The 21709-nt window shown below is 59.8% G+C and carries 19 protein-coding genes and 3 pseudogenes; 10 read left to right on the forward strand and 12 right to left on the reverse strand.

What is annotated here, in order from left to right:
- Positions 1 to 145: 145 nt before the first annotated feature.
- The 5 genes from ACYZTR_RS21620 to ACYZTR_RS21640 form a co-directional block, all read right to left on the reverse strand.
- Positions 146 to 1303, reverse strand: coding sequence for a phospholipase D-like domain-containing protein (locus ACYZTR_RS21620; RefSeq protein WP_461973702.1), 1158 nt, complete (start codon positions 1301 to 1303; stop codon positions 146 to 148).
- Position 1304: 1 nt separating this feature from the next.
- Positions 1305 to 1895, reverse strand: coding sequence for a YceI family protein (locus ACYZTR_RS21625; protein ID WP_461973703.1), 591 nt, complete (start codon positions 1893 to 1895; stop codon positions 1305 to 1307).
- 118 nt (positions 1896 to 2013) lie between these two features.
- The gene (locus ACYZTR_RS21630) at positions 2014 to 2343 is read right to left on the reverse strand and encodes an amidase (protein ID WP_461973704.1); all 330 of its coding nucleotides are present in this window, start codon (positions 2341 to 2343) and stop codon (positions 2014 to 2016) included.
- On the reverse strand, positions 2340 to 3434 hold the full coding sequence (locus tag ACYZTR_RS21635; RefSeq protein ID WP_461973705.1) for a serine hydrolase domain-containing protein: 1095 nt from the start codon (positions 3432 to 3434) through the stop codon (positions 2340 to 2342). Before ACYZTR_RS21635 ends, ACYZTR_RS21630 begins: the two co-directional genes overlap by 4 nt.
- Before the next feature lie 184 nt (positions 3435 to 3618).
- Positions 3619 to 4506 (reverse strand): acyl-CoA dehydrogenase middle domain-containing protein, encoded by an 888-nt coding sequence (locus ACYZTR_RS21640; RefSeq protein ID WP_461973706.1) that lies wholly within the window; start codon positions 4504 to 4506, stop codon positions 3619 to 3621.
- A 154-nt stretch (positions 4507 to 4660) separates the two neighbouring features.
- Between ACYZTR_RS21640 and olsB the strand changes: the two genes are divergently transcribed.
- Positions 4661 to 5416, forward strand: a complete 756-nt coding sequence (gene olsB / locus ACYZTR_RS21645) for an L-ornithine N(alpha)-acyltransferase (RefSeq protein ID WP_008152922.1) — start codon at positions 4661 to 4663, stop codon at positions 5414 to 5416.
- Entirely contained in the window at positions 5416 to 6207 is a 792-nt protein-coding gene (locus ACYZTR_RS21650; protein WP_461973707.1) for a lysophospholipid acyltransferase family protein, read from the forward strand. The genes olsB and ACYZTR_RS21650 overlap by 1 nt, the downstream gene beginning before the upstream one ends.
- Before the next feature lie 81 nt (positions 6208 to 6288).
- Here ACYZTR_RS21650 and ACYZTR_RS21655 read toward each other — a convergent pair whose 3' ends face one another.
- Positions 6289 to 6888, reverse strand: coding sequence for an acyl carrier protein phosphodiesterase (locus ACYZTR_RS21655; RefSeq protein ID WP_461979830.1), 600 nt, complete (start codon positions 6886 to 6888; stop codon positions 6289 to 6291).
- Positions 6889 to 7043: 155 nt separating this feature from the next.
- Between ACYZTR_RS21655 and ACYZTR_RS21660 the strand changes: the two genes are divergently transcribed.
- The 4 genes from ACYZTR_RS21660 (at position 7044) to ACYZTR_RS21675 (ending at position 10409) form a co-directional block, all read left to right on the forward strand.
- Positions 7044 to 7364, forward strand: coding sequence for an ArsR/SmtB family transcription factor (locus tag ACYZTR_RS21660; protein ID WP_449642596.1), 321 nt, complete (start codon positions 7044 to 7046; stop codon positions 7362 to 7364).
- A gap of 3 nt (positions 7365 to 7367) precedes the next feature.
- The gene (locus ACYZTR_RS21665; RefSeq protein WP_461973708.1) at positions 7368 to 8534 is read left to right on the forward strand and encodes an MFS transporter; all 1167 of its coding nucleotides are present in this window, start codon (positions 7368 to 7370) and stop codon (positions 8532 to 8534) included.
- A gap of 21 nt (positions 8535 to 8555) precedes the next feature.
- A complete protein-coding gene (locus ACYZTR_RS21670; RefSeq protein ID WP_461973709.1) occupies positions 8556 to 9605 on the forward strand; it encodes an alkene reductase in 1050 nt (349 codons plus the stop codon).
- 177 nt (positions 9606 to 9782) lie between these two features.
- Complete coding sequence (locus ACYZTR_RS21675; RefSeq protein ID WP_461973710.1) at positions 9783 to 10409, forward strand: hypothetical protein; 627 nt, start codon at positions 9783 to 9785, stop codon at positions 10407 to 10409.
- 200 nt (positions 10410 to 10609) lie between these two features.
- Here the strand turns inward: ACYZTR_RS21675 and emhR are convergent, their stop codons facing one another.
- Entirely contained in the window at positions 10610 to 11242 is a 633-nt protein-coding gene (gene emhR, locus ACYZTR_RS21680; protein ID WP_461973711.1) for an efflux system transcriptional repressor EmhR, read from the reverse strand.
- A gap of 266 nt (positions 11243 to 11508) precedes the next feature.
- On the opposite strand from emhR, the gene emhA reads away from it, so the two are divergent.
- The 4 genes and pseudogenes from emhA to ACYZTR_RS21700 all read left to right on the forward strand — a co-directional run.
- On the forward strand, positions 11509 to 12666 hold the full coding sequence (emhA, locus tag ACYZTR_RS21685; protein WP_461973712.1) for an efflux RND transporter periplasmic adaptor subunit EmhA: 1158 nt from the start codon (positions 11509 to 11511) through the stop codon (positions 12664 to 12666).
- Between the two features lie 3 nt (positions 12667 to 12669).
- Positions 12670 to 15834, forward strand: a complete 3165-nt coding sequence (gene emhB, locus ACYZTR_RS21690; RefSeq protein WP_461973713.1) for an efflux RND transporter permease subunit EmhB — start codon at positions 12670 to 12672, stop codon at positions 15832 to 15834.
- A complete protein-coding gene (gene emhC / locus ACYZTR_RS21695; protein WP_461973714.1) occupies positions 15831 to 17291 on the forward strand; it encodes an efflux RND transporter outer membrane subunit EmhC in 1461 nt (486 codons plus the stop codon). Before emhB ends, emhC begins: the two co-directional genes overlap by 4 nt.
- A 105-nt stretch (positions 17292 to 17396) precedes the next feature.
- Positions 17397 to 17585, forward strand: a pseudogene (locus ACYZTR_RS21700) (OprD family outer membrane porin); the annotation flags it as partial.
- A 219-nt stretch (positions 17586 to 17804) separates the two neighbouring features.
- Here the strand turns inward: ACYZTR_RS21700 and pcaC are convergent.
- The 5 genes and pseudogenes from pcaC to ACYZTR_RS21725 all read right to left on the reverse strand — a co-directional run bounded on the left by pcaC (position 17805) and on the right by ACYZTR_RS21725 (position 21657).
- Positions 17805 to 18196 (reverse strand): annotated as a pseudogene (pcaC, locus tag ACYZTR_RS21705) (4-carboxymuconolactone decarboxylase).
- Between the two features lie 10 nt (positions 18197 to 18206).
- A complete protein-coding gene (gene pcaD / locus ACYZTR_RS21710; protein ID WP_461973715.1) occupies positions 18207 to 19013 on the reverse strand; it encodes a 3-oxoadipate enol-lactonase in 807 nt (268 codons plus the stop codon).
- An 11-nt stretch (positions 19014 to 19024) separates the two neighbouring features.
- A complete protein-coding gene (locus ACYZTR_RS21715; protein ID WP_461973716.1) occupies positions 19025 to 20389 on the reverse strand; it encodes a 3-carboxy-cis,cis-muconate cycloisomerase in 1365 nt (454 codons plus the stop codon).
- Between the two features lie 146 nt (positions 20390 to 20535).
- Positions 20536 to 21102 (reverse strand): protocatechuate 3,4-dioxygenase subunit alpha, encoded by a 567-nt coding sequence (pcaG, locus tag ACYZTR_RS21720; protein ID WP_461973717.1) that lies wholly within the window; start codon positions 21100 to 21102, stop codon positions 20536 to 20538.
- Position 21103: 1 nt separating this feature from the next.
- Positions 21104 to 21657 (reverse strand): annotated as a pseudogene (locus ACYZTR_RS21725) (dioxygenase family protein).
- Between the last annotated feature and the right edge of the window lie 52 nt (positions 21658 to 21709).

Here is a 21709-nt window from a genome sequence, read left to right on the forward strand (position 1 = left end):
CAACACATAACCTGTGGGAGCGAGCCGGCTCCGGGCGGCGTTCCGACGAAAGCATTTTGTCATTCAACATTGATGTTGCATGACACTCCGCCTTCGCGAGCAAGCTCGCTCCCACAGTGGTTTTAGGGTGTTGTCGAAAGCGGGTTCAGCCCCGTCGATCCAGCAGATTCACCACCAGCCGATCCACCCATCCCCACACCCGTTGCTTCACCCGCCGCCACAGCGGTCGGCGTTTCCATACCTCCAGGCTGACTTCCTGACTCTGCGCAAAGTCCTTCTCAAAACTCGCCGCCACCGCCCGCGTCAGCCCAGGGTCCAGCGCCTCAAGGTTGGCTTCCAGGTTGAAACGCAAATTCCAGTGATCGAAATTGCACGAGCCGATGCTTACCCAGTCGTCGATCAGGACCATTTTCAGATGCAGGAAACACGGCTGGTATTCGAAGATCTTCACCCCGGCCCTGAGCAATCGCGGGTAGTAGCGATGCCCTGCATAACGCACCGACGGGTGATCGGTGCGCGGCCCGGTCAGCAGCAGACGCACATCGACACCCCGGCCAGCTGCCCGGCGCAATGAACGACGGACTTTCCAGGTTGGCAGGAAATACGGCGTCGCCAGCCAGATCCGCCGCTGGCCGCTGTTCAGCGCGCGAATCAGCGATTGCAGGATGTCCCGGTGCTGGCGTGCGTCGGCATAGGCGACCCGGCCCATGCCCTCGCCCATGGACGGCACGCGCGGCAGACGCGGCAAGCCAAAATGCGCAGCGGGTTTCCAGGCACGCCGATGCCGGTTGGCGATCCATTGGCGGTCGAACAGCGACTGCCAGTCGATGACCAAGGGGCCGGTGATTTCCACCATCACTTCGTGCCATTCGCTGGTGTCTTCGCCCGGCGTCCAGAACTCATCAGTCACCCCGGTGCCGCCGACCACCGCCATGCTTTGATCGACCAACAACAGCTTGCGGTGATCGCGGTAGAAGTTGCCCACCCAGCGCCGCCAGCTCAGGCGATTGTAGAAACGCAGCTCCACACCCGCCGCCGCCAAACGCTTACGCAAGGTCAGGGTGAACGCGAGGCTGCCGTAATCATCGAACAGACAGCGCACGCGCACGCCACGTTCGGCAGCCTGGACCAACGCCTGAACCATCGCCTCGGCACAGGCTCCCGCCTCCACCAGGTACAGCTCCAGCTCGACCTGTTCTTCGGCACGGGCAATCGCGACCAACATCCGCGGGAAAAACTGTGGACCGTCGATCAGCAGTTCAAAACTGTTGCCTTCACGCCAGGGGAAAATTGCACCAGCCATGTCAGCGCGCCGTGAAAATCAGTACCGCGCTCACCGGCACCGACAAACTGATGGCCGACAAACCGGCGACCTTACGCAAGTTTTCCAGGCCGGGGGCCAGATCGAAATCCGCGGCATTGATGATCAGCGGTTCGAGAGTCACCACCTGGAAGCGTCGGTCATCGAGACGGGTTGCCAGCAGTTCGGCGGTGTATTCGTGTTGTTTGCCATGAAGGTTGACGGTCAACGGCAGGCGTAATTCCAGTTGCGCACCGGGCGCCAGATCGTTGATCGGCCGCAAATCGATCTGCGCGGTGATTAGCGCTTCGGGGAAGGTCTGGATGTCAAACAGGTCCTTGCGCATGCGTTCATCGCGCAGCGGGATGCCGCTGTTGACCGAGTCCAGCTCGACTTCGACCTCGGCCAGGCCCTTGGGACTGACCTTGCCATGCAGCACCAGAAAGCGCTGCACTTCGCAGATGTTGGTGTTTTGGGTGCTGATGAACGACAGCCGCGAGGACTCGCCGTCCAGATACCAATCGGCATGGGCCGACAGGGCGGCGCCGGCCAGCAGCAGGAAGGCGAGGGTTTTGCAGAGGGAGCGGTTGAACATAGAGACTCGTGGGGCAGATAAACCTGCACGAACCTTAACTGGCCTGAAGCAGGTTGCAAACACACCGTTACGCCAACTCGCCACAAATGCCTATTCAGCACAACAAAACTTCGTGCATTCAGGGTTGCAGGCGGCAGCCTTGGCGCTCGCCGACCCACTCAGCGCTGTTGCTGCGACCCATGCCACTGACGGTGACACGCTTGCTGGCGGCGTCATCGGTAAAACCACTGGTCGGCAGCCATTGCTTCACATAGCTGTGGCAGTACTCGGCCGGGTTGTTCATCACGTATCGGCACGAACAATATTCCTTGGTGGTGTAGGCGCTGATGATGTCCGGGAACGCCCACAGCGCGGCGCGTTCTTGCCAGACCCAGCCGAGCAAGGCGATCAGCAGGATCAACAACAGCGTGCTGAACGGGCGGCGACGAACAAGGCTGCGGCGGTTCATGGCTGCACCTTCGCGGCAAATGCCTTGAGCGCGAGTTTGAGCAACTCGTTGTGCTGGTAGCTGGCGTCGCGGTCATCGCCATAGCGCACGATTACCAGGTTTTCGCCGGGAATCACGTACATCGCCTGACCCCAATGCCCCAGCGCGGCGAAGGTGTCGTCGGGTGCATCGGGCCAGGGTTTTGCCGCGCCCTCCACCGTGCGGTTAAGCCACCAATGGCCGCCGGGCACGGCGTCGTCCTGATTGGCTTGATAGTGGGCGAACGGTTCGCGGTTGAAAGTGGTCCAGTCCTTGGGCAGCAATTGGCGCTCGCCCCAACGGCCGTCGCGCGCCATCAGCAAACCGACTCGGGCCAGATCCCTGGCGGTGAGATAGGCATAGGATGAGGCGACGAACGCCCCCGTGGCATCGGTTTCCCAGACGGCGTGACGAATCCCCAAGGGTTCGAACAGAGCGGTCCATGGATAGTCCGGATAGCGGCTCGGGCCGACGATGTTTTTCAGCGCGGCGGACAACAGATTGCTGTCGCCGCTGGAGTAACGGAATGCCTGACCGGGTCTGGCGTATTCTGCGTGATCGGCGGTGAACTCAGCCATGTCCTGGTGGCCACGGGTATAGAGCATCGCAACCACCGAGGATTTCAACGGCGCGTATTCATAGTCTTCCTGCCAGTCCAGGCCCGAGGCCCAGTGCAGCAGATCGGCGATGGTCATCGCCGGGTGCTTTTCCAGCGGTGGATAAAACTTCAGCACCGGGTCCTGGAGTTTGAACAAGCCCTCGCCATAGGCCACGCCGAGGACCGTGGCCATCAGGCTTTTGCTGATGGACCAGGTCAGGTGCGGGGTGTCGGCAGTGGTAGGGCCGGCGTAGCGTTCGTAGATCAACTGGCCGTCGCGGATCACCAGCAAGGCGTCAGTGCGGATGCCTTTTCGGGTGGCCTCATCACGGGGTGGGAAGGCGTAAGTCTCCAGGGCTTGAAGCGCCGGCCCGGTGACTGTCGGGTCGGTCGACCATTGCTCGGCAGGCCAGTTTTCGGCGTGGGCCGTGAGGCTGAACAACAGCCCGAAAATCAGCGACAAGCCTTTGAACATGGTGGGCGCTCGGGGGGATGGAACTGCTGAGCCTAGTCGAGATAAATGACAGTCTGAAATGTGTGTCGCCAATGAGGCCGCCTTCGCGGGCAAGTCGGGTCGCCGCACCGTTCACTCACCGGGTTTGCGCATACCGTGTAGGAGCGAGCGGTGCGGCGACCCGACTTGCCCGCGAAGGGGCCAGTCAATCCAGCGAAGATCCAGCGAGTGCCTTGGCCAACCGCTTGCCCCGCGCCCCCGCCGCCAAATCCATCACGCCCTGATCGCGCTGCCACATCGCGGCCCAATGCTGCGGACCATCGGCCAGTGCCTGAGTCACCTCAGCCCTCAGTCCATCGAACTGCGCAAACAAGCCACCGAGCAACACATGCCCGGACGGATTATTCGGCGCCTGCCGGCTGACTTCCGCACACCCGGCCAGCAGCGCCAGCAAACGCAGTTGCAAGGTTTGCGGCCAGTCGCTGTCCTGACCGATGCCGTACAGCCAAGCGGTCATGGCACTCAGCACATAGATGTCTTCAAGGGTACGGAACGGTTTGATGTAAGCCTCCCAGCCATCCCCCGCCAACAATTCGCACTGAGCGTTATCGAGAAACAGCCGACCGTGACTGATGTCCGGCATCAACGGGATCGCCGGGAGTTTTTCCAGGCGCACGCCCGGTTCATCGGGATAGACCACCGCCAGGCTCAGGCGCGGTTTTTCGCCAGGTGCTTCACTGCGGGCAGCGATCAGCAGCCAGTCGGCGGCATCGCCTGCGGTGACAAAATCCTTGCGCCCGCTCAGACGCAAATCGCTGAGACGGGTTTGCATGTCCGCCACCCTCAGGCTGCGCTGTTCAGTCGCGCATAACGCGCCGAGGCTCAGCGGCGCGCTCGGCCAAAGCATGCGCAACGCCGCCTGATACCCCACCAGAAACGCCAACCCCGGCGTCGACATCAAACGTCCGCCGGCCACCGCCAGTTCGAACGGTGTGACATTGCCCAACGGGTGCAACAAGGTCGCGAACCCCTCGCCCAGGTCCGGGTTGGCGGGCAGACGATCGCGGCGGCTCAACAGGTTTTGCCAGGGCATAAGGGGCTCCTCGTGGGCTGTCATATAAGCATCACCAAAGCTTCATGGCGATGACACCGGGGCTACATAGCCTGACTTTGCACAACACGGCTGCATAAAGAAAGTCGATCGGCTGCAACCCAAGACGGGTGACCAGCCCGTACGGAGATTCGCAATGACTCAGATCGCCCGCATCAGCGACACCGGCAATGAACGCCGCCTGCAAGCCGAACGCCTGGTGGGCGCCGAGGCCTTGCAGGAAGCCCAGGCCCTGCGCTTCAACGTGTTCAGCGGCGAATTCAACGCCAAGCTGAAAGGCGCCGAGCTGGGTCTGGACATGGATGACTATGATGTTCACTGCGCCCACATCGGCGTGCGTGACTTGAACACCGGGCGTCTGGTGGCGACCACCCGTTTGCTCGACCACACGGCTGCCAGCAGCCTGGGCAAGTTCTACAGCGAAGAAGAATTCAGCCTGCACGGCCTGGTCCACTTGAAAGGCCCAATCCTGGAAATCGGCCGCACCTGCGTCGACCCCGCCTACCGCAACGGCGGTACCATTGCCGTACTGTGGGGAGAACTGGCCGAAGTGCTGAACCAGGGTGGCTACAGCTATTTGATGGGTTGCGCGAGCATCCCGATGCAGGACGGCGGCATTCAGGCCCACGCGATCATGCAGCGCCTGCGCGAACGCTACCTGTGCACAGAGCACCTGCGGGCCGAACCGAAAAAACCGCTGCCGAGCCTCGACATCCCGTCCAACGTCATCGCCGAAATGCCACCGCTGCTCAAGGCCTACATGCGCCTTGGCGCGAAGATCTGCGGCGAGCCGTGCTGGGACGAAGACTTCCAGGTGGCCGACGTGTTCATCCTGCTCAAGCGCGACGAACTTTGCCCGCGTTACGCTAAGCACTTCAAGGCGGCTGTTTGATGAGCCGGTTACGGGTGTACGCGCGGATTGCGCGAGTGTTGGTGGTGGTGACATTGGGGTTGTGCATGGCCGGTGTATTCGGGCTGTACGAACGTCTGGGGATCGCTCATTCGATGGTCCGCCGCCAACGCTGGTCGCGGTTCTTCATGGCGCGGTTGAGCAACGCCCTGCCCTTTCGCGTGACTGTGCACGGTGAATTGCCGAAAGCGCCGATGCTGTGGGTCAGCAACCACGTGTCCTGGACCGACATTCCACTGCTGGGCATGCTCACGCCGCTGTCGTTCCTGTCCAAGGCCGAAGTGCGCACCTGGCCGGTGGCGGGCTGGTTGGCGGCCAAGGCCGGTAGCCTGTTTATCCGTCGCGGTTCAGGTGACAGTCAGTTGATCCGCAAACAGATGACCCGTCATCTGGAGCAGGATCATCCGCTGCTGATGTTCCCGGAAGGCACCACCACCGATGGCCGTTCGCTGCGTACTTTTCATGGTCGCCTGCTGTCTGCGGCGATCGATTCCGAAGTGAAGTTGCAGCCGGTGGCGATTCGTTATCTGCGCGACGGTGAGCTAGATTTGCAGGCGCCATTCATTGGCGATGACGATTTGCTCTCGCACCTGATGCGCCTGTTTGCCAATGATCGGGGTGAGGTGGAAATTCATCTGCTCAAACCGATCGCTTGCGAAGGTCGCGAGCGTGCGGCGCTGGCGTTCGAGGCACAGCAGGCGGTGCAGAAGGCGTTGTTTGGGGCGATTGCGCAGGCGCAACCGGAACCGCTGCGCCCCGCGATCGCGGCCTGACACAATCTCTGATTCAACAGAGAAACCTGGGAGCGAGCTTGCTCGCGATAGCTATCGAACAGTCAACATCAATGCTGACTGTTATGGCCTCATCGCGAGCAAGCTCGCTCCCACATTGACTCGTGCAAACTGCTGAAGCTGCGGATAGAACAACCGAAAGTCATCACTCAACGGCTCATACAACACCCGCAATTCCTGCATCGCTGCGGCCAGTTCCTCCGGTCGCGTCAACCGCCGCGAAATCCCCCGCAGCACCTGCTCCAGCACCGCGAACTCCCGGTAAGAACCCAACCAGTCACTGGCCATCATGTGCGGCGCGATCTGCGCCAGACGTTCCGGCAATTGCGGCTCTGCGGACAAAACCCGGTACACGTCCGACGTAAATTGCTCCAGCGGCCGGTCGGCGTACAGCGTCCAGTCACGCGCCAGGCAATGGTCGAAAAAAACGTCGAGCACGATCCCGGCGTAGCGCCTGCGGGTCAGGGAAAACCGCGACAACGAAACGTCCACCAACGGATGGCGGTCGGTAAAGACATCGATACTTCGATGCAGCTGGATGGCTGCTTCAATCTCCGGATCGAACTGCCCTTGCAGCCGCCCTTTGACGAAATCGCCATACAGACTGCCGAGCAATTGACCGGGGCGCTGGCCACCGAGGTGAAGATGTGCGAGATAGTTCATGCCGTGCAGCTTAGCACTGCGCATCAAATATCGTTATAACCCGATATACCGATTTAGGCGGTCGTCAGACCAAAATCATATTTGTATATCGCGAAGTACCGATTTAAAGTTCGCCTCATCGCGATATAGCGTTTTAATCATCACGAGCCCAAACCATGACCATCGACCTCGACGAAATAATAAAAGCCCTGGCACACCCAGTACGCCGAGACATCCTCACCTGGCTGAAAGACCCCAAAGCCCAGTTCCCGGAACAGATCCACAACCACGAGTACGGCATTTGCGCCGGACAGATCGATCAACGCTGCGGCCTGTCGCAGTCGACCGTGTCCGCCCATTTGGCGAACTTGCAACGGGCGGGGCTGATCAGCAGCCAGAAAGCCGGCCAATGGCACTTCTTCAAACGCAACGAGGACGTGATTCAGGCGTTCCTCGACGCCATCGTCAAGGAGCTCAGCGCTCCGACCAGGAATTAAACAATGCCCCTCTCGCTACTCATTCTGGCCTTGAGCGCCTTCGCCATCGGCACCACCGAGTTCGTCATCATGGGCTTGCTGCCCGACGTGGCAGCTGACCTCGGCGTGTCGATCCCTGGCGCCGGCTGGCTGGTGACCGGTTACGCCCTGGGCGTGGCCATCGGTGCGCCGTTCATGGCACTGGCCACTGCCAAATTACCGCGCAAGGCTGCACTGGTAGTGTTGATGGGCATCTTCATCATCGGCAACCTGCTCTGTGCAATGGCGACTGATTACAACGTGCTGATGTTTGCGCGTGTGGTCACCGCCCTCTGCCACGGTGCGTTCTTCGGTATCGGTTCGGTGGTCGCAGCAGGTCTCGTTCCGGCGAATAAACGCGCTTCGGCCGTGGCTTTGATGTTCACCGGTCTGACCCTGGCCAATGTGCTCGGCGTTCCGCTGGGCACCGCGCTCGGTCAGCAAGCCGGCTGGCGTTCGACCTTCTGGGCGGTGACCGTGATGGGTGTGATCGCATTGATCGGCCTGATCCGCTTCCTGCCGGCCAAGCGCGATGAAGAAAAACTCGACATGCGCGCCGAACTGCGCGCCCTCAAAGGCGCCGGGATTTGGCTGTCGCTGAGCATGACTGCGTTGTTCGCGGCTTCCGTATTCACCCTGTTCACCTATGTCGCCCCGCTGCTCGGCGATGTCACCGGCGTCTCGCCCAAAGGCGTGACCTGGACCCTGATGCTCATCGGCCTGGGCCTGACGGTCGGCAACATCATCGGCGGCAAGCTGGCTGACAAAGGGCTGGCCGCGACGCTGATCGGCGTCTTCATCTCGATGGCCGTGATCTCGACCGTGCTGACCTGGACCAGCGTCGCGCTGATTCCGACCGAAATCACCCTGTTCCTCTGGGCCACCGCGTGCTTCGCCGCCGTACCCGCCCTGCAAGTGAATGTCGTGACCTACGGCAAGGCGGCACCGAACCTGGTGTCGACCCTGAACATCGGCGCTTTCAACATCGGCAACGCACTCGGTGCCTGGGTCGGCGGCAGCGTTATCGCTCACGGCTTCGGCTTGACCAGCGTTCCTCTCGCGGCAGCAGCACTGGCGGTACTCGCCCTGCTGGTGACCTTGATTACTTTCCGTCAGAGCGGCGATCCCGAACTGGCCCCTGTTACCCACTGATCTCTACAAGAGAGCTATTTCATGACGACTATTTTCGATCCGATCAAACTGGGCGACCTCGAATTGTCCAACCGCATCATCATGGCGCCGCTGACCCGCTGCCGCGCCGACGAGGGCCGCGTGCCAAACGCGCTGATGGCTGAGTACTACGTACAACGCGCCTCGGCCGGCCTGATCCTCAGCGAGGCCACTTCGGTCACGCCGATGGGCGTCGGCTACCCGGACACGCCGGGTATCTGGTCCAACGATCAGGTGCGTGGCTGGGCTAATGTGACCAAAGCGATCCACGGCGCGGGCGGCAAGATTTTCCTGCAACTGTGGCACGTCGGCCGTATTTCCCACGGGTCGTACCTTGGCGGTGAAGCGCCGGTCGCACCAAGCGCCATTCAGCCAAAAGGCCATGTCAGCCTGGTTCGCCCACTGGCCGACTTCCCAACCCCACGCGCCCTGGAAATTGCTGAAATCGCCGACATCGTCGACGCCTACCGCGTCGGTGCCGAGAACGCCAAGGCGGCCGGTTTCGATGGCGTGGAAATCCATGGCGCCAACGGTTACCTGCTCGACCAGTTCCTGCAAAGCAGCACCAACCAGCGCACCGACAACTACGGCGGCTCCCTGGAAAACCGTGCGCGCCTGTTGCTGGAAGTGACCGATGCCGCGATCGAAGTCTGGGGCGCGGGCCGCGTGGGTGTGCACCTGTCACCACGTGCCGATCTTCATGACATGGGCGACGACAACCTGTCAGAGACCTTCACTTACGTCGCTCGCGAACTGGGCAAACGTGGTATCGCGTTCATCTGCTCCCGCGAGAAAGAAGCCGGCGACAGCCTCGGCCCACAACTGAAAGAAGCCTTCGGCGGCCCTTACATCGTCAACGAAAACTTCACCAAAGACAGCGCCAACGCCTGGCTGGCGAGTGGCAAGGCCGATGCGGTCGCCTTCGGTGTGCCGTTCATTGCCAACCCGGACTTGCCGGCACGCCTGAACGCCGACGCGCCGTTGAATGAAGCGCGTCCGGAATTGTTTTACGCCAAAGGTCCGGTTGGCTACATCGATTACCCCGCGCTCTAAGCAATAACTAAAACAATAAAGCCCTGACTCAAAAAGCCGGGGCTTTTGTTTTCAGTATTAATATCCAGTACAACTTCCAGACTTTCAAGAACCCATCAAACTCTTCATATTGGGCAACAGGCTTAACAACCTGACAATAAATGCCCTACAAACCAATATGATTGAAAAGGAATCACGATGGACAATGACGCTTTGGACATTACAACCCAGGACACCACTCTTATTAGAGAAGTAGCTTCCTTGACCGGCTTCGCGCCCTGGATCGCTATTTATGACTACGTTCAAACGCTCAACACAGCAGAGAACATGGAGCTTCTCAATACTCTTCTAGAACATTCGAAACTTGACGAAAAGGTCAACCAGGAAGTTAAATCTTGGGAGAGGCAGAGGATCAAGGCAAATCAGACCCGCCTCATCATCAAAATAAAAAACAATACCTCCCATGCTTTTGACGTTGGCGAAAACAATCTTTCGCTGACCGCTGATGAGCGAGACTATATAAAAATACTCCCCCGCGAAATTAAAGCATTCCATTGCGACTTCGATTACTCCAGGCAATTAGGAACACCCAGCAAGGACATGTTCAAGCACTCTATTTTATTCGGCGACCAGCGTCTCGGCTTCCGCTTTGACTTCGGGTTGCGCGTCAATACTTCTTTTGGTGTTTTTAGTCCAACACTGACACCTGTTCGTACAAACAATGTTGTCTCCATTGGCGCCACCCCAATCAAATGCACGAGCCGAATTACTCGTGCGGAAAATGACGCCCCCTACAGCTTTAGCGTAGAGATCACACTGGATTGAGAATGCTACCCCGTGAGTTTTCTTGACGGGGCATTTACATACCTTCACAAACGCTCAACAAAACCCCTACAAAATTCACAATTGTCTGCCTATCAACACAGAACGCATCGGTTTATAAAGGTCGTCGCGACACAGAGCGTGAGCGATAGCATTGCTACGCTCACTTGATTAGTGACACAAACCGATTTCTGAATGTTGTTTCATTTGCGCAGGCTGGGGCTCAAGCGCAGCATGTCCAACCCTGTGTCGACCCAGCGCTCGGCTTCGGCATGCAGCTCAAAGCTGTCTGGCGCCAATAGCCATCCATAAAGGAGGCCGTCTATATAGGCATGAATGCTGATGGCCGCACGGGTAGTGTCGAGATTCTCCGGCAACTGTCCGCGATTCACTGCGTTACGCAGGGCCAGTCCGATGCGCAAGTTGCAATCGAGACTGGCCGTGCGGCGCTGCTGGCGCAGATCGCACATTTCATCCGTGAATTCGCACTTATGAAACAGAATTTCGTTGATGCGCCGGGTCTTAGGGTCCAGCGCAACTTGATGAAACAAATGAATCAACAGCTTGCGCATGCAGCCCAGCGGATCGAGTTCATCTTCGCTCTCGCTGGCCTTGGCCAGTTCATCCAGCGGCTCTTGCAAGGTATCGAGCATGGCCTGCACCAGATCCGCCTTGTTGCTGAAATGCCAGTAGATGGCCCCGCGAGTGACCCCCGCCAGGGTAGCGATATCCGCCAGTGTCGTGCGCGCAACGCCCCGCTCAAAAAAGGCTTTTTCTGCCGCTTCGAGTATCTGGCTACGGGTTTCTTGAGCTTCCTCTTTGGTACGACGGACCATGGCAGTACAACCTCAATCAGGATGCTTCAGCGATTTCTGACTGTTCGCTGAACAAAAGTGGGGCAAGCGCTCTTAGGCGTCGTCCCCGCGTACAATTCGGATCTTTGACCGGCTTTTTTGCAACGGTGGAGATACACGATCAGGGTATTTACAAACAACCATGAACGTAAGTATATTGCTTAGCAAGCTACTTATCCACTCAGCGCACATTTTTTACCTTTCCACCTTTCGAGTGCGCAATTTGCGCGCCTGACCCGAGGATTTTCATGCAATTCAAGCCAGCTGTTACCGCTCTGGTCACTGCCCTCGCCTTGGCATCGCTGCTCAGCGGATGCAAAAAGGAAGAGGCGGCACCTGCCGCACCACCCCCTCAGGTCGGCGTCGTTACTCTGCAACCTCAAGCCTTTACCCTGACCTCTGAGCTTCCGGGCCGTACCAGCGCGTACCGCATTGCCGAAGTTCGCCCTCAGGTGAACGGCATCATTCTCAAGCGCCTGTTCAAGGAAGGCGGCGACGTCAAGGCTGGCCAACAGCTGTATCAGATCGATCCGGCGGTTTATGAAGCCACCCTGAAAAGCGCCCAAGCCAACTTGCAGCAGACCAAATCGATTTCGGATCGCTACAAGCAACTGGTCAGCGAACAGGCTGTAAGCCGTCAGGAATACGACACAGCCCTGGCCAACCGGTTGCAATCGGAAGCCTCCCTGCAAAGCGCCCAGATCAATGTGCGCTACACCAAGGTTTACGCGCCACTCTCCGGCCGCATTGGCCGCTCGACCGTGACCGAAGGCGCACTGGTCACCAGCGGCCAGGCCGACGCCATGGCGGTGATCCAGCAACTGGACCCGATCTACGTCGACGTGACCCAGTCTTCCGTGGAGCTGCTTGAATTGCGCCGCGAACTGGAAAGCGGTCGCCTGCAAAAGGCCGGCGACACGGCGGCAGCGGTCAAACTGACCCTCGAAGACGGTAGCCAATACAAGCTCGACGGCAAGCTCGAGTTCTCCGAAGTTTCGGTGGACCAGACCACCGGTTCCGTGGCCTTGCGTGCGGTATTCCCCAACCCTGATCACACCCTGCTGCCAGGCATGTTTGTACACGCCCAATTGCAGGCCGGTGTGAACAGCGCGGCGATCCTCGCGCCGCAACAAGGCGTGACCCGCGACCTCAAAGGCACCCCGACCGCGCTGGTCGTCGGTGCGGACAACAAGGTCGAGCTGCGTCAGCTCAAGGCCAGCCGTACTGTCGGCAGCCAATGGCTGATTGAAGACGGTCTGAAGGCAGGCGATCGCCTGATCACCGAAGGGCTGCAATACGTCAAACCTGGCATTGAAGTAAAAGCCAGTGAAGCGACCAACGTTGGCGCAAAGAACCCGGCCCCTGCACAGGCAGCTAGCAAGGCTTCCAGCGGCAAAGGGGAGTAAACCATGTCCAGATTTTTTATCGACCGTCCGATTTTCGCCTGGGTAATTGCCCTGGTGATCATGCTGGTCGGGGCACTATCGATCCTCAAACTCCCGATCAACCAATACCCGAGCATCGCCCCACCGGCGATCGCCATTTCCGTGACCTACCCGGGCGCGTCCGCACAAACCGTGCAGGACACCGTGGTGCAGGTGATCGAGCAACAGCTCAACGGTATCGATAACCTGCGTTATGTCTCCTCGGAAAGTAACTCCGACGGCAGCATGACCATTACCGCGACCTTCGAGCAGGGCACCAACTCCGATACCGCACAGGTTCAGGTCCAGAACAAACTGAACCTGGCCACCCCGCTGCTGCCGCAAGAAGTGCAGCAACAGGGTATCCGCGTGACCAAGGCAGTGAAGAACTTCCTGATGGTGATCGGCGTGGTGTCGCGCGACGGCAGCATGACCAAGGACGACCTGTCCAACTACATCGTGTCGAACATGCAGGACCCGATCTCGCGGACCGCCGGTGTCGGTGACTTCCAGGTCTTCGGTGCCCAGTACGCGATGCGGATCTGGCTCGACCCGGCCAAGCTGAACAACTACAACCTGACTCCGGTGGACGTGAGAACCGCCATCGCCGCGCAGAACGTTCAGGTGTCGTCCGGTCAACTCGGCGGTTTGCCCGCCGTTGCAGGCCAACAGCTGAACGCGACGATTATCGGCAAGACCCGCCTGCAGACTGCCGAGCAGTTCAAGGCGATCCTGCTCAAGGTCAACAAGGACGGTTCACAAGTGCGGGTCGGCGACGTTGCGGATGTCGGTCTGGGCGGTGAAAACTACTCGATCAGCGCCCAGTTCAACGGCAGCCCGGCCTCCGGTCTGGCGGTGAAACTGGCCAACGGTGCGAACGCCCTCGACACGGCGAAAGCCCTGCGCAAGACCATCGAAACCCTCAAGCCGTTCTTCCCGCAAGGGATGGAAGTGGTGTTCCCATACGACACGACTCCGGTGGTGACCGAGTCGATCAAGGGTGTGGTTGAAACCCTGGTCGAAGCGATCGTGCTGGTGTTCCTGGTGATGTTCCTGTTCCTGCAAAACTTCCGCGCCACCGTCATCACCACGATGACCGTGCCAGTGGTATTGCTGGGTACCTTCGGGATCCTCTCGGCGTTCGGTTTCAGCATCAACACCCTGACCATGTTCGGTATGGTGCTGGCCATCGGCTTGCTGGTGGACGACGCCATCGTCGTGGTGGAAAACGTCGAACGGGTCATGAGCGAAGAAGGCCTGTCACCCAAGGAGGCCACCAAGAAGTCCATGGGACAGATCCAGGGTGCACTGGTCGGTATCGCCCTGGTGCTGTCGGCGGTACTGCTGCCGATGGCGTTCTTCAGCGGTTCCACCGGTGTGATCTACAAGCAGTTCTCGATCACCATCGTCTCGGCCATGGCCCTGTCGGTACTGGTTGCGCTGATCTTCACGCCGGCATTGTGCGCGACCATGCTCAAGCCGATTCCGAAAGGCGAGCACGGAACGCCCAAACGCGGTTTCTTCGGCTGGTTCAACCGCAATTTCGACCGTGGCGTCAAAAGCTACGAGCGTGGCGTAGGCAACATGCTCACGAACAAGGCTCCCTACCTGCTGGCCTACCTCATCATCCTGGTCGGCATGATCTGGCTGTTCACCCGCATTCCAACGGCGTTCCTCCCGGAAGAAGACCAGGGTGTATTGTTTGCCCAGGTGCAAACCCCGGCCGGTTCCAGTGCCCAGCGCACGCAAGTAGTCGTGGATGAAATGCGTGAATTCCTGCTGCGTCCGAGCAAGGACGGCGGTGAAGGCGACGCGGTGGCCTCGGTGTTTACCGTGACCGGCTTCAACTTCGCCGGCCGTGGTCAGAGCTCGGGGATGGCGTTCATCATGCTCAAACCGTGGGGCGAACGTAACGCCGATAACAGCGTGTTCAAGTTAGCGGCCCGTGCCCAACAGCACTTCTTCACCTTCCGTGACGCCATGGTGTTTGCCTTCGCACCGCCAGCGGTCCTGGAACTGGGTAACGCCACCGGTTTCGACGTGTTCCTTCAAGACCGCGCCGGTATCGGTCACGACAAGCTGATGGAAGCGCGTAACCAGTTCCTCGGCATGGCGGCGCAAAGCAAGATTCTGTCGCAAGTCCGTCCCAACGGCCTGAACGACGAGCCGCAATACCAGCTGGAAATCGATGACGAAAAGGCCAGTGCCCTGGGCATCACCCTCACCGACATCAACAACACCCTGTCGATTGCCTTGGGCAGTAGCTACGTCAACGACTTCATCGACCGCGGTCGGGTGAAGAAGGTTTACGTGCAAGGTGAGCCGGGCGCGCGCATGAGTCCTGAAGACGTTAAGAAATGGTACGTGCGCAACAGCGCCGGCACCATGGTTCCGTTCTCGGCGTTCGCCAAGGGAGAGTGGATCTACGGTGCGCCGAAGCTGTCGCGTTACAACGGCGTAGAAGCAATGGAAATCCTCGGTGCCCCGGCGCCCGGTTATTCCACCGGTGAAGCCATGGCCGAAGTCGAAGCCCTGGCCAAGAAACTGCCGGCCGGTGTCGGTATTTCCTGGACGGGCCTGTCGTACGAAGAACGTCTGTCCGGTTCGCAAGCGCCAGCGCTGTACGCCCTGTCGCTGCTGATGGTGTTCCTGTGTCTGGCAGCGCTGTACGAAAGTTGGTCGATCCCGATTGCGGTGATGTTGGTGGTGCCGCTGGGGATCATCGGTGCGCTGATGGCGACCAGCCTGCGCGGCCTGTCCAACGACGTGTACTTCCAGGTGGGCTTGTTGACGACGATCGGTCTGGCGGCGAAAAATGCCATTTTGATTGTCGAATTTGCCAAGGAACTGCATGAACAAGGGCGTAGCCTGCGCGATGCCGCGATTGAAGCCTGCCGGATGCGTTTGCGACCGATCATCATGACCTCGCTCGCCTTCGTCCTCGGTGTGGTGCCACTGGCAATTTCCACGGGCGCCGGTTCAGGCAGCCAACATGCGATCGGTACCGGGGTAATTGGCGGTATGCTCACGGCCACGATCCTGGCGATCTTCTGGGTCCCGCTGTTTTTCGTCACCGTGTCGGCCATGGGGCAGCGCAAAACCGCTGACCAGGACGACGCTATTGAACCTTCTAAAGAGGCTGGCAAATGAGCAAGTCGCTACTCTCCCTGGCTGTTGCCGCCTTCGTGCTCAGCGGCTGCTCGCTGATACCCGATTATCAGCAGCCTGAAGCACCGGTGGCGGGCCAGTACCCGCAAGGTCCGGCGTATTCGTCGGCCCAGGCGCCTGCACAAGCTGCCGCCGAACAGGGCTGGAAGCAGTTTTTCCACGACCCGGCGCTGCAACAGCTGATCCAGGTCGCCCTGGAAAACAACCGTGATTTGCGTGTCGCAGCGCTGAATATCGACGCCTTCGCGGCTCAATACCGCATCCAGCGTGCCGATTTGTTCCCGGCGGTGTCGGCCAACGGCACCGGTAGCCGTCAGCGGGTCCCGGCACGCGCCTCGCAGACCGGCGAAGCGGGTATCACCAGTTCCTACTCGGCCACGGTCGGCATCAGCGCCTATGAACTCGACCTGTTCGGTCGGGTTCGTAGCCTGAGCGAAGAAGCGCTGCAGCAATACTTCGCCACTGAAGAAGCGCGTCGCAGCACCCAGATCAGCCTGGTGGCCAGCGTGGCCAATGCCTACCTGACCTGGCAAGCCGACAAGGAGCTGCTGAAACTGACGCAGGACACCCTGGGTGCATTCGACGAGAGCTACAAGCTCACCGCCCGCAGCAACGAAGTGGGTGTAGCCTCGGCCCTGGACCTGGCACAGTCGCGTACCTCGGTGGAAAACGCCCGCGCGCAACAGGCCAGATACACACGTCAAGTCGCCCAGGATGAAAACAGCCTGGTGCTGCTGCTCGGCTCCGCAATCCCGGCCAATCTGCAAGCGGCCAAGCCGTTGGCTGACGACCTGCTGAGCGACGTGCCGCCCGGCCTGCCGTCGGACTTGCTGCAACGTCGTCCGGACATCCTCCAGGCCGAATACAACCTGAAAGCCGCCAACGCCAACATCGGCGCGGCACGGGCTGCGTTCTTCCCGAGCATCAGCCTGACCGCCAATGCCGGGAGCCTGAGCCCGGACCTGTCCGGTCTGTTCAAGGGTGGCTCGGGCACCTGGTTGTTCCAGCCGCAGATCAACCTGCCGATCTTCAATGCCGGCAGCCTGCGCGCCAGCCTGGATTATTCAAAAATCCAGAAAGACATCGGCGTGGCGAACTACGAGAAGTCCATTCAAACGGCCTTCCAGGAAGTCGCCGACGGCCTGGCCGCCCGCCAGACCTACACCGATCAGTTGCAGGCCCAGCGTGATTTCGTCACCGCGAACCAGGACTACTACCGCCTGGCCGAGCGTCGCTACCGCATTGGTGTCGACAGCAACCTGACCTTCCTCGATGCCCAGCGTCAGCTGTTCAGTGCTCAACAAGTACTGATCACCGACCGTCTGGCGCAACTGGTCAGTGCCGTCAATCTGTACAAGGCACTGGGCGGTGGCTGGAACGAGCAGACCGCGAAGAACGAGCCGTTGAAAGAAGAGGCGCCGAAGCTGAAGTTGTTCTGATAGCGCTGTAAAACAAGAAGCCCACCGATTGGTGGGCTTTTTGTTGCGTCGGATAAGGTATTTTGCCGTTCGATAATCGCCCAAAACCTGCACCCCACGATCGAATCCGGCAAAACGGCGTTCACCTCGGACCGCTTCAACGTTCAGGGCGGTGAATACGCCTTCAACGAAAAGCGCACCCAAATTAATTTGTGGAACGCCAAACTCAATGACATTTACAGGCAGCAATACATCAACCTGATCCATAGCCAGCCCATCGGCGACTGGACCCTGGGTGCCAACCTCGGTTTCTTCTAAGGCAAGGAATGGACTTCAGCAACAACGAGTTCGATGAGAACCGGTTGATCGTCAGCTATCCGATCAGCTTGTTGTAAACATCTATCGTCGCATTGATCGTTCCCATGCTCTGCGTGGGAATGCAGCCCGGGACGCTCTGCGTCCCATCAAGAGCCGAACGCGGAGCGTCCGCTGAGGCATTCCCACGCAGAGCGTGGGAACGATCAATCGCCAGGATCACTCCCGCGATTCAACCCCTAACTCATCCCACACCGACTCCGCCAGGTGGAAGGTCGCGTTCGCTGCCGGAATGCCGCAGTAGATCGCGCTCTGCATGATCACTTCCTTGATCTCGCCGCGGGTCACACCGTTGTTGGCGGCGGCGCGCAAGTGCAGTTTGAGTTCTTCGTTGCGATTCATGCCGATCAGCATGGCAATCGTGATCAGGCTGCGGGTATGACGTGGCAGCCCCGGACGGGTCCAGATATCGCCCAAGCATGGCGGGTGATCATTTCCTGAAACTCCGAGTTGAACTCGGTCAAAGCGTTCAGGCTGCGGTCGACGTGAGCGTCGCCAAGTACCGCGCGACGGACTTTCAGACCCTCGTCGTAGCGTTGTTTCTCGTCCACAACAATCCCCTTAATGAGCCGACAAAAACGTCAGCACCCGGTCGCTGAACGCCGCACCGGCCTGGACGTTGGACAGGTGCGCCGCATAGAACTCGGCGTATTCGGCGCCCTGCACGTGTTCCTGAATGAAGTGCCCGCCGGACGGCGGCGTGACCGCGTCTTCGGTGCCGGCGATGACCAGCAGCGGCACCTTGATCGATGACAGCTGAACGCGGAAATCGGCATCGCGCACGGCGGCACAATTTGCGGCATACCCTTCAGGCGAGGTGGCGGCCAGCATGTCGGTAATCCTCTTCGCGGCAGCAGGATTCGCTTCAGCAAAATCCGGGGTGAACCAGCGCGCAATCGACGCATCACGAAGGGCGACCATTGCCGCCGCGCCGTCACGCAGCACGGTTTCGATCCGCGGGTTCCATACCGATGGGTCGCCGATTTTCGCTGCGGTGTTGCACACCACTAATTTATGCAGACGCTGGCCGGCGTTGATCCCCAGCCACTGGCCAATCAAACCGCCCATCGACAGACCGCAGAAATGCGCGCGCTCGATGTGCAGTGCATCCAGCAGCGCCAGCACGTCGCGTCCCAGTTGCTCAATGCTGTACGGGCCCGGCGTAACCAGCGATTTGCCGTGGCCACGGGTGTCAAAACGCAGCACTCGGAAATGCTCGGAGAACGCCGCAATTTGCGCGTCCCACATGTGCAGGTCAGTGCCCAGCGAGTTGGACAGCACTAGCACCGGCGCATCCGCCGGGCCATCGAGTTGCGGCCCTTGAATTTGGTAGTGCAGTTCGCCCTCGGCGAGTTGTACGAAAGCCACAGCAATCTCCTTCAGGCAGTCAACGCAGAATGTTCAGCCACCGCTCGCTCGACCCAGGTATGGGCCTGACCGAGGTAATGGGCGGGGTCCAGCAGACGATCGAGTTCAGCATCCGACAGTTCGGCGGTCACTTGCGGCTCGTCGCCGAGTACCGCTCGCAGATGACGTTGTTCGGCCACTGCGCGCTTGCAGCATTGTTCCAACAGATGATGCGCGGTTTCGCGCCCCACGCGCTGGGCAAGGACGATACTCACCGCTTCGGCGAGCACCAGGCCTTGGGTCAGGTCGAGGTTGCGGGTCATGCGCTCCGCGTCCACTTCAAGTCCATCCGCCACCAGCAACGCTTGTTTCAGGCTACCAGACACCAGGCAGCAAATCTCCGGCAGGGTTTCCCACTCGGCATGCCACAGGCCCAGGCTGCGCTCGTGTTCTTGAGGCATGGCGCTGAACAGGGTCGAGAGCAAACCCGGAACCCGCGTTGCAGCGCCGATCAGCACCGCCGCGCCTACCGGGTTGCGTTTATGCGGCATGGTCGAAGAACCGCCCTTGCCCGGCGCCGAGGGTTCGAACACTTCAGCGGCTTCGGTCTGCATCAACAGGCTGATGTCGCGACCCAGTTTGCCGAGGCTGCCGGCGATCAATCCCAATACCGAGCCGAACTCCACCAAGCGATCTCGCTGGGTGTGCCAAGGCTGTTCCGGCAGTACCAATTTCAATTCTTCGGCCAGCGCTTCGGCAATCGGCATCGCCTGCTCGCCAAGGGCCGCGAGGGTTCCGGAGGCGCCGCCGAATTGCAGCACCAGCAGTCGCGGTTTGAGTTCTTGCAGACGTTGACGGCTGCGAGTGACAGCGCCCAGCCAACCGGCGATTTTCATGCCGAGAGTGACTGGCGTCGCGTGTTGTAACCAGGTGCGCCCAGCCAGCGGTGTGGCAACAAAACACAAGGCTTGAGTAGAGAGCGTTTCACCCAGTTGCGCCAGATCGCTTTCGATCAGCTCCAGCGCACGACGCAGTTGCAGCACCAAACCTGAGTCCATCACGTCCTGGCTGGTCGCGCCCAGATGCACATAGCGCTCGGCTTCGGCATTGTTGGCCGCGATCTGTTTACCCAGCGCCTTGACCAACGGAATAGCCGAATTGCCGGCCGTGGCAATCGCCTCACCGAGGGCGGCGAAGTCGTAAAGCCCGGCCTGACATGCCGCCTCAATAGGCGCGACAGCTGTTTGCGGGATCAGCCCGACCCGCGCCTCGGCCCGGGCCAGTGCCGCTTCGAAATCAAGCATCGCTTGAACCCGACCCTGATCGCAGAACACCTCACGCATGTCCCATGCCGTGAAGTAGGCATCGAACAATTGATTGCCCGGTCGCTCGTTCATATACAGTCCTTGCAGGCGTGGGCCAGTCAGGCCTACGCGTAGAAATCAAAGGTCGTTGTGCAATACTTCGCCTGGCAATGCATTCTGTGGCAAGGGGGCAAGCCCCACGCCACACAAATCTCCCTGACCAGCAGAGCCTTCATCACTCAATAATCAAAGAACACCGTCTCCGCATCCGTCCCTTGCAGAATCACATTCCACTGATACACACCCGAAGCATCCTGCTTCGCCAGCAACGTACTGCGGCGTTCAGCCGGCACACACTCCAGCAGCGGATCCAACACATTCGCCGGTTCGCCATCAAAGTAAATCCGTGTCAGCAAGTGCTTCACCAACCCGCGAACAAACACCAGCACCACCAGATGCGGCGCCTGGGTCGTGCCTTTCAGGCCTTCCACCGTGCCCGGCTTGATGGTGGTAAAACGAAAGCGCCCTTGCGCATCCACCGGCACCCGGCCAAACCCTTCGAAGTTCGGGTCCAGGGGTTTGTCCTGATCGTCTTCGGGGTGGTCGTACTTGCCAGCGGCGTTGGCTTGCCAGACTTCCAGCATCGCGTCGTTGACGACGTCGCCGTTGCCATCGATGACTTGCCCGGTGATCGCCACACGCTCGCCCAGGGTTTGTTCGACTGTCCGGTCTTCGCGGTTCAGCCAGGTCAGGCCGATGTGATAATACGGCCCGACGGTGTGGGACGTGGTCGCATTCAGCGTCATCTTATTTCTCCATCGGCGTGGCTTCGCGGCCGCGCAAGACGATGTCCCAGCGATAACCGAGGGCATAGGAAGGGATGGTTTTTTCCAGGTCGAAACTGGCGATCAAACGCTCTTTGGCGCGGGTATCCGGTACGCAGTTGTAGATCGGGTCATAGGCCAGCAGCGGGTCACCCGGGAAATACATCTGAGTCACCAGGCGTTCGGGTCCAGCGGCGCATCGTGCAGGTCGCGGTCATGGTTGTAGCGACCGGCAGCGTTGGCTTGCCAGATCTCCACCAGAACGCCCGGCACCGGCAAACCCTCTTCATCCAGCACGCGGCCGTGAATGATGATGCGCTCGCCCAATGGCTCGCCCTTGTGTTGGGCAGTCAGGTCGTTGTCCTGCTCCTGCACACGCTCGGCGCCGATGCTCGGACCGGTAATTTCCGACAGCGAATGGGGCAAAAACACCAACGGCTTGGACGGCGAGCGACGGTGGGTGGATTGATAGGCCGGGTGCAGATATACCGGCTGGGTGCCCTCTTGCGGGCGGCGGTAACCAGGCTTGTCAGTCATGAAACCTTCCTCAGTTCTTATTAGTCGACGCTTCTTTTTTCACAGCTAAGCG

Source organism: Pseudomonas sp. Hz4, assembly GCF_054898165.1.

Coding starts and splice junctions, on each gene's coding strand:
- ACYZTR_RS21665 (WP_461973708.1), top strand. CDS start 7,368: ATGCCCCTCTCGCTACTCATTCTGGCCTTGAGCGCCTTCGCCATCGGC.
- ACYZTR_RS21635 (WP_461973705.1), bottom strand. CDS start 3,434: ATGTTCAAAGGCTTGTCGCTGATTTTCGGGCTGTTGTTCAGCCTCACG.
- ACYZTR_RS21650 (WP_461973707.1), top strand. CDS start 5,416: ATGAGCCGGTTACGGGTGTACGCGCGGATTGCGCGAGTGTTGGTGGTG.
- ACYZTR_RS21655 (WP_461979830.1), bottom strand. CDS start 6,888: ATGAACTATCTCGCACATCTTCACCTCGGTGGCCAGCGCCCCGGTCAA.
- ACYZTR_RS21630 (WP_461973704.1), bottom strand. CDS start 2,343: ATGAACCGCCGCAGCCTTGTTCGTCGCCGCCCGTTCAGCACGCTGTTG.
- ACYZTR_RS21675 (WP_461973710.1), top strand. CDS start 9,783: ATGGACAATGACGCTTTGGACATTACAACCCAGGACACCACTCTTATT.
- ACYZTR_RS21670 (WP_461973709.1), top strand. CDS start 8,556: ATGACGACTATTTTCGATCCGATCAAACTGGGCGACCTCGAATTGTCC.
- pcaG (WP_461973717.1), bottom strand. CDS start 21,102: ATGACGCTGAATGCGACCACGTCCCACACCGTCGGGCCGTATTATCAC.
- emhR (WP_461973711.1), bottom strand. CDS start 11,242: ATGGTCCGTCGTACCAAAGAGGAAGCTCAAGAAACCCGTAGCCAGATA.
- ACYZTR_RS21620 (WP_461973702.1), bottom strand. CDS start 1,303: ATGGCTGGTGCAATTTTCCCCTGGCGTGAAGGCAACAGTTTTGAACTG.
- emhA (WP_461973712.1), top strand. CDS start 11,509: ATGCAATTCAAGCCAGCTGTTACCGCTCTGGTCACTGCCCTCGCCTTG.
- emhC (WP_461973714.1), top strand. CDS start 15,831: ATGAGCAAGTCGCTACTCTCCCTGGCTGTTGCCGCCTTCGTGCTCAGC.
- emhB (WP_461973713.1), top strand. CDS start 12,670: ATGTCCAGATTTTTTATCGACCGTCCGATTTTCGCCTGGGTAATTGCC.
- olsB (WP_008152922.1), top strand. CDS start 4,661: ATGACTCAGATCGCCCGCATCAGCGACACCGGCAATGAACGCCGCCTG.
- ACYZTR_RS21625 (WP_461973703.1), bottom strand. CDS start 1,895: ATGTTCAACCGCTCCCTCTGCAAAACCCTCGCCTTCCTGCTGCTGGCC.
- ACYZTR_RS21640 (WP_461973706.1), bottom strand. CDS start 4,506: ATGCCCTGGCAAAACCTGTTGAGCCGCCGCGATCGTCTGCCCGCCAAC.
- ACYZTR_RS21715 (WP_461973716.1), bottom strand. CDS start 20,389: ATGAACGAGCGACCGGGCAATCAATTGTTCGATGCCTACTTCACGGCA.
- ACYZTR_RS21660 (WP_449642596.1), top strand. CDS start 7,044: ATGACCATCGACCTCGACGAAATAATAAAAGCCCTGGCACACCCAGTA.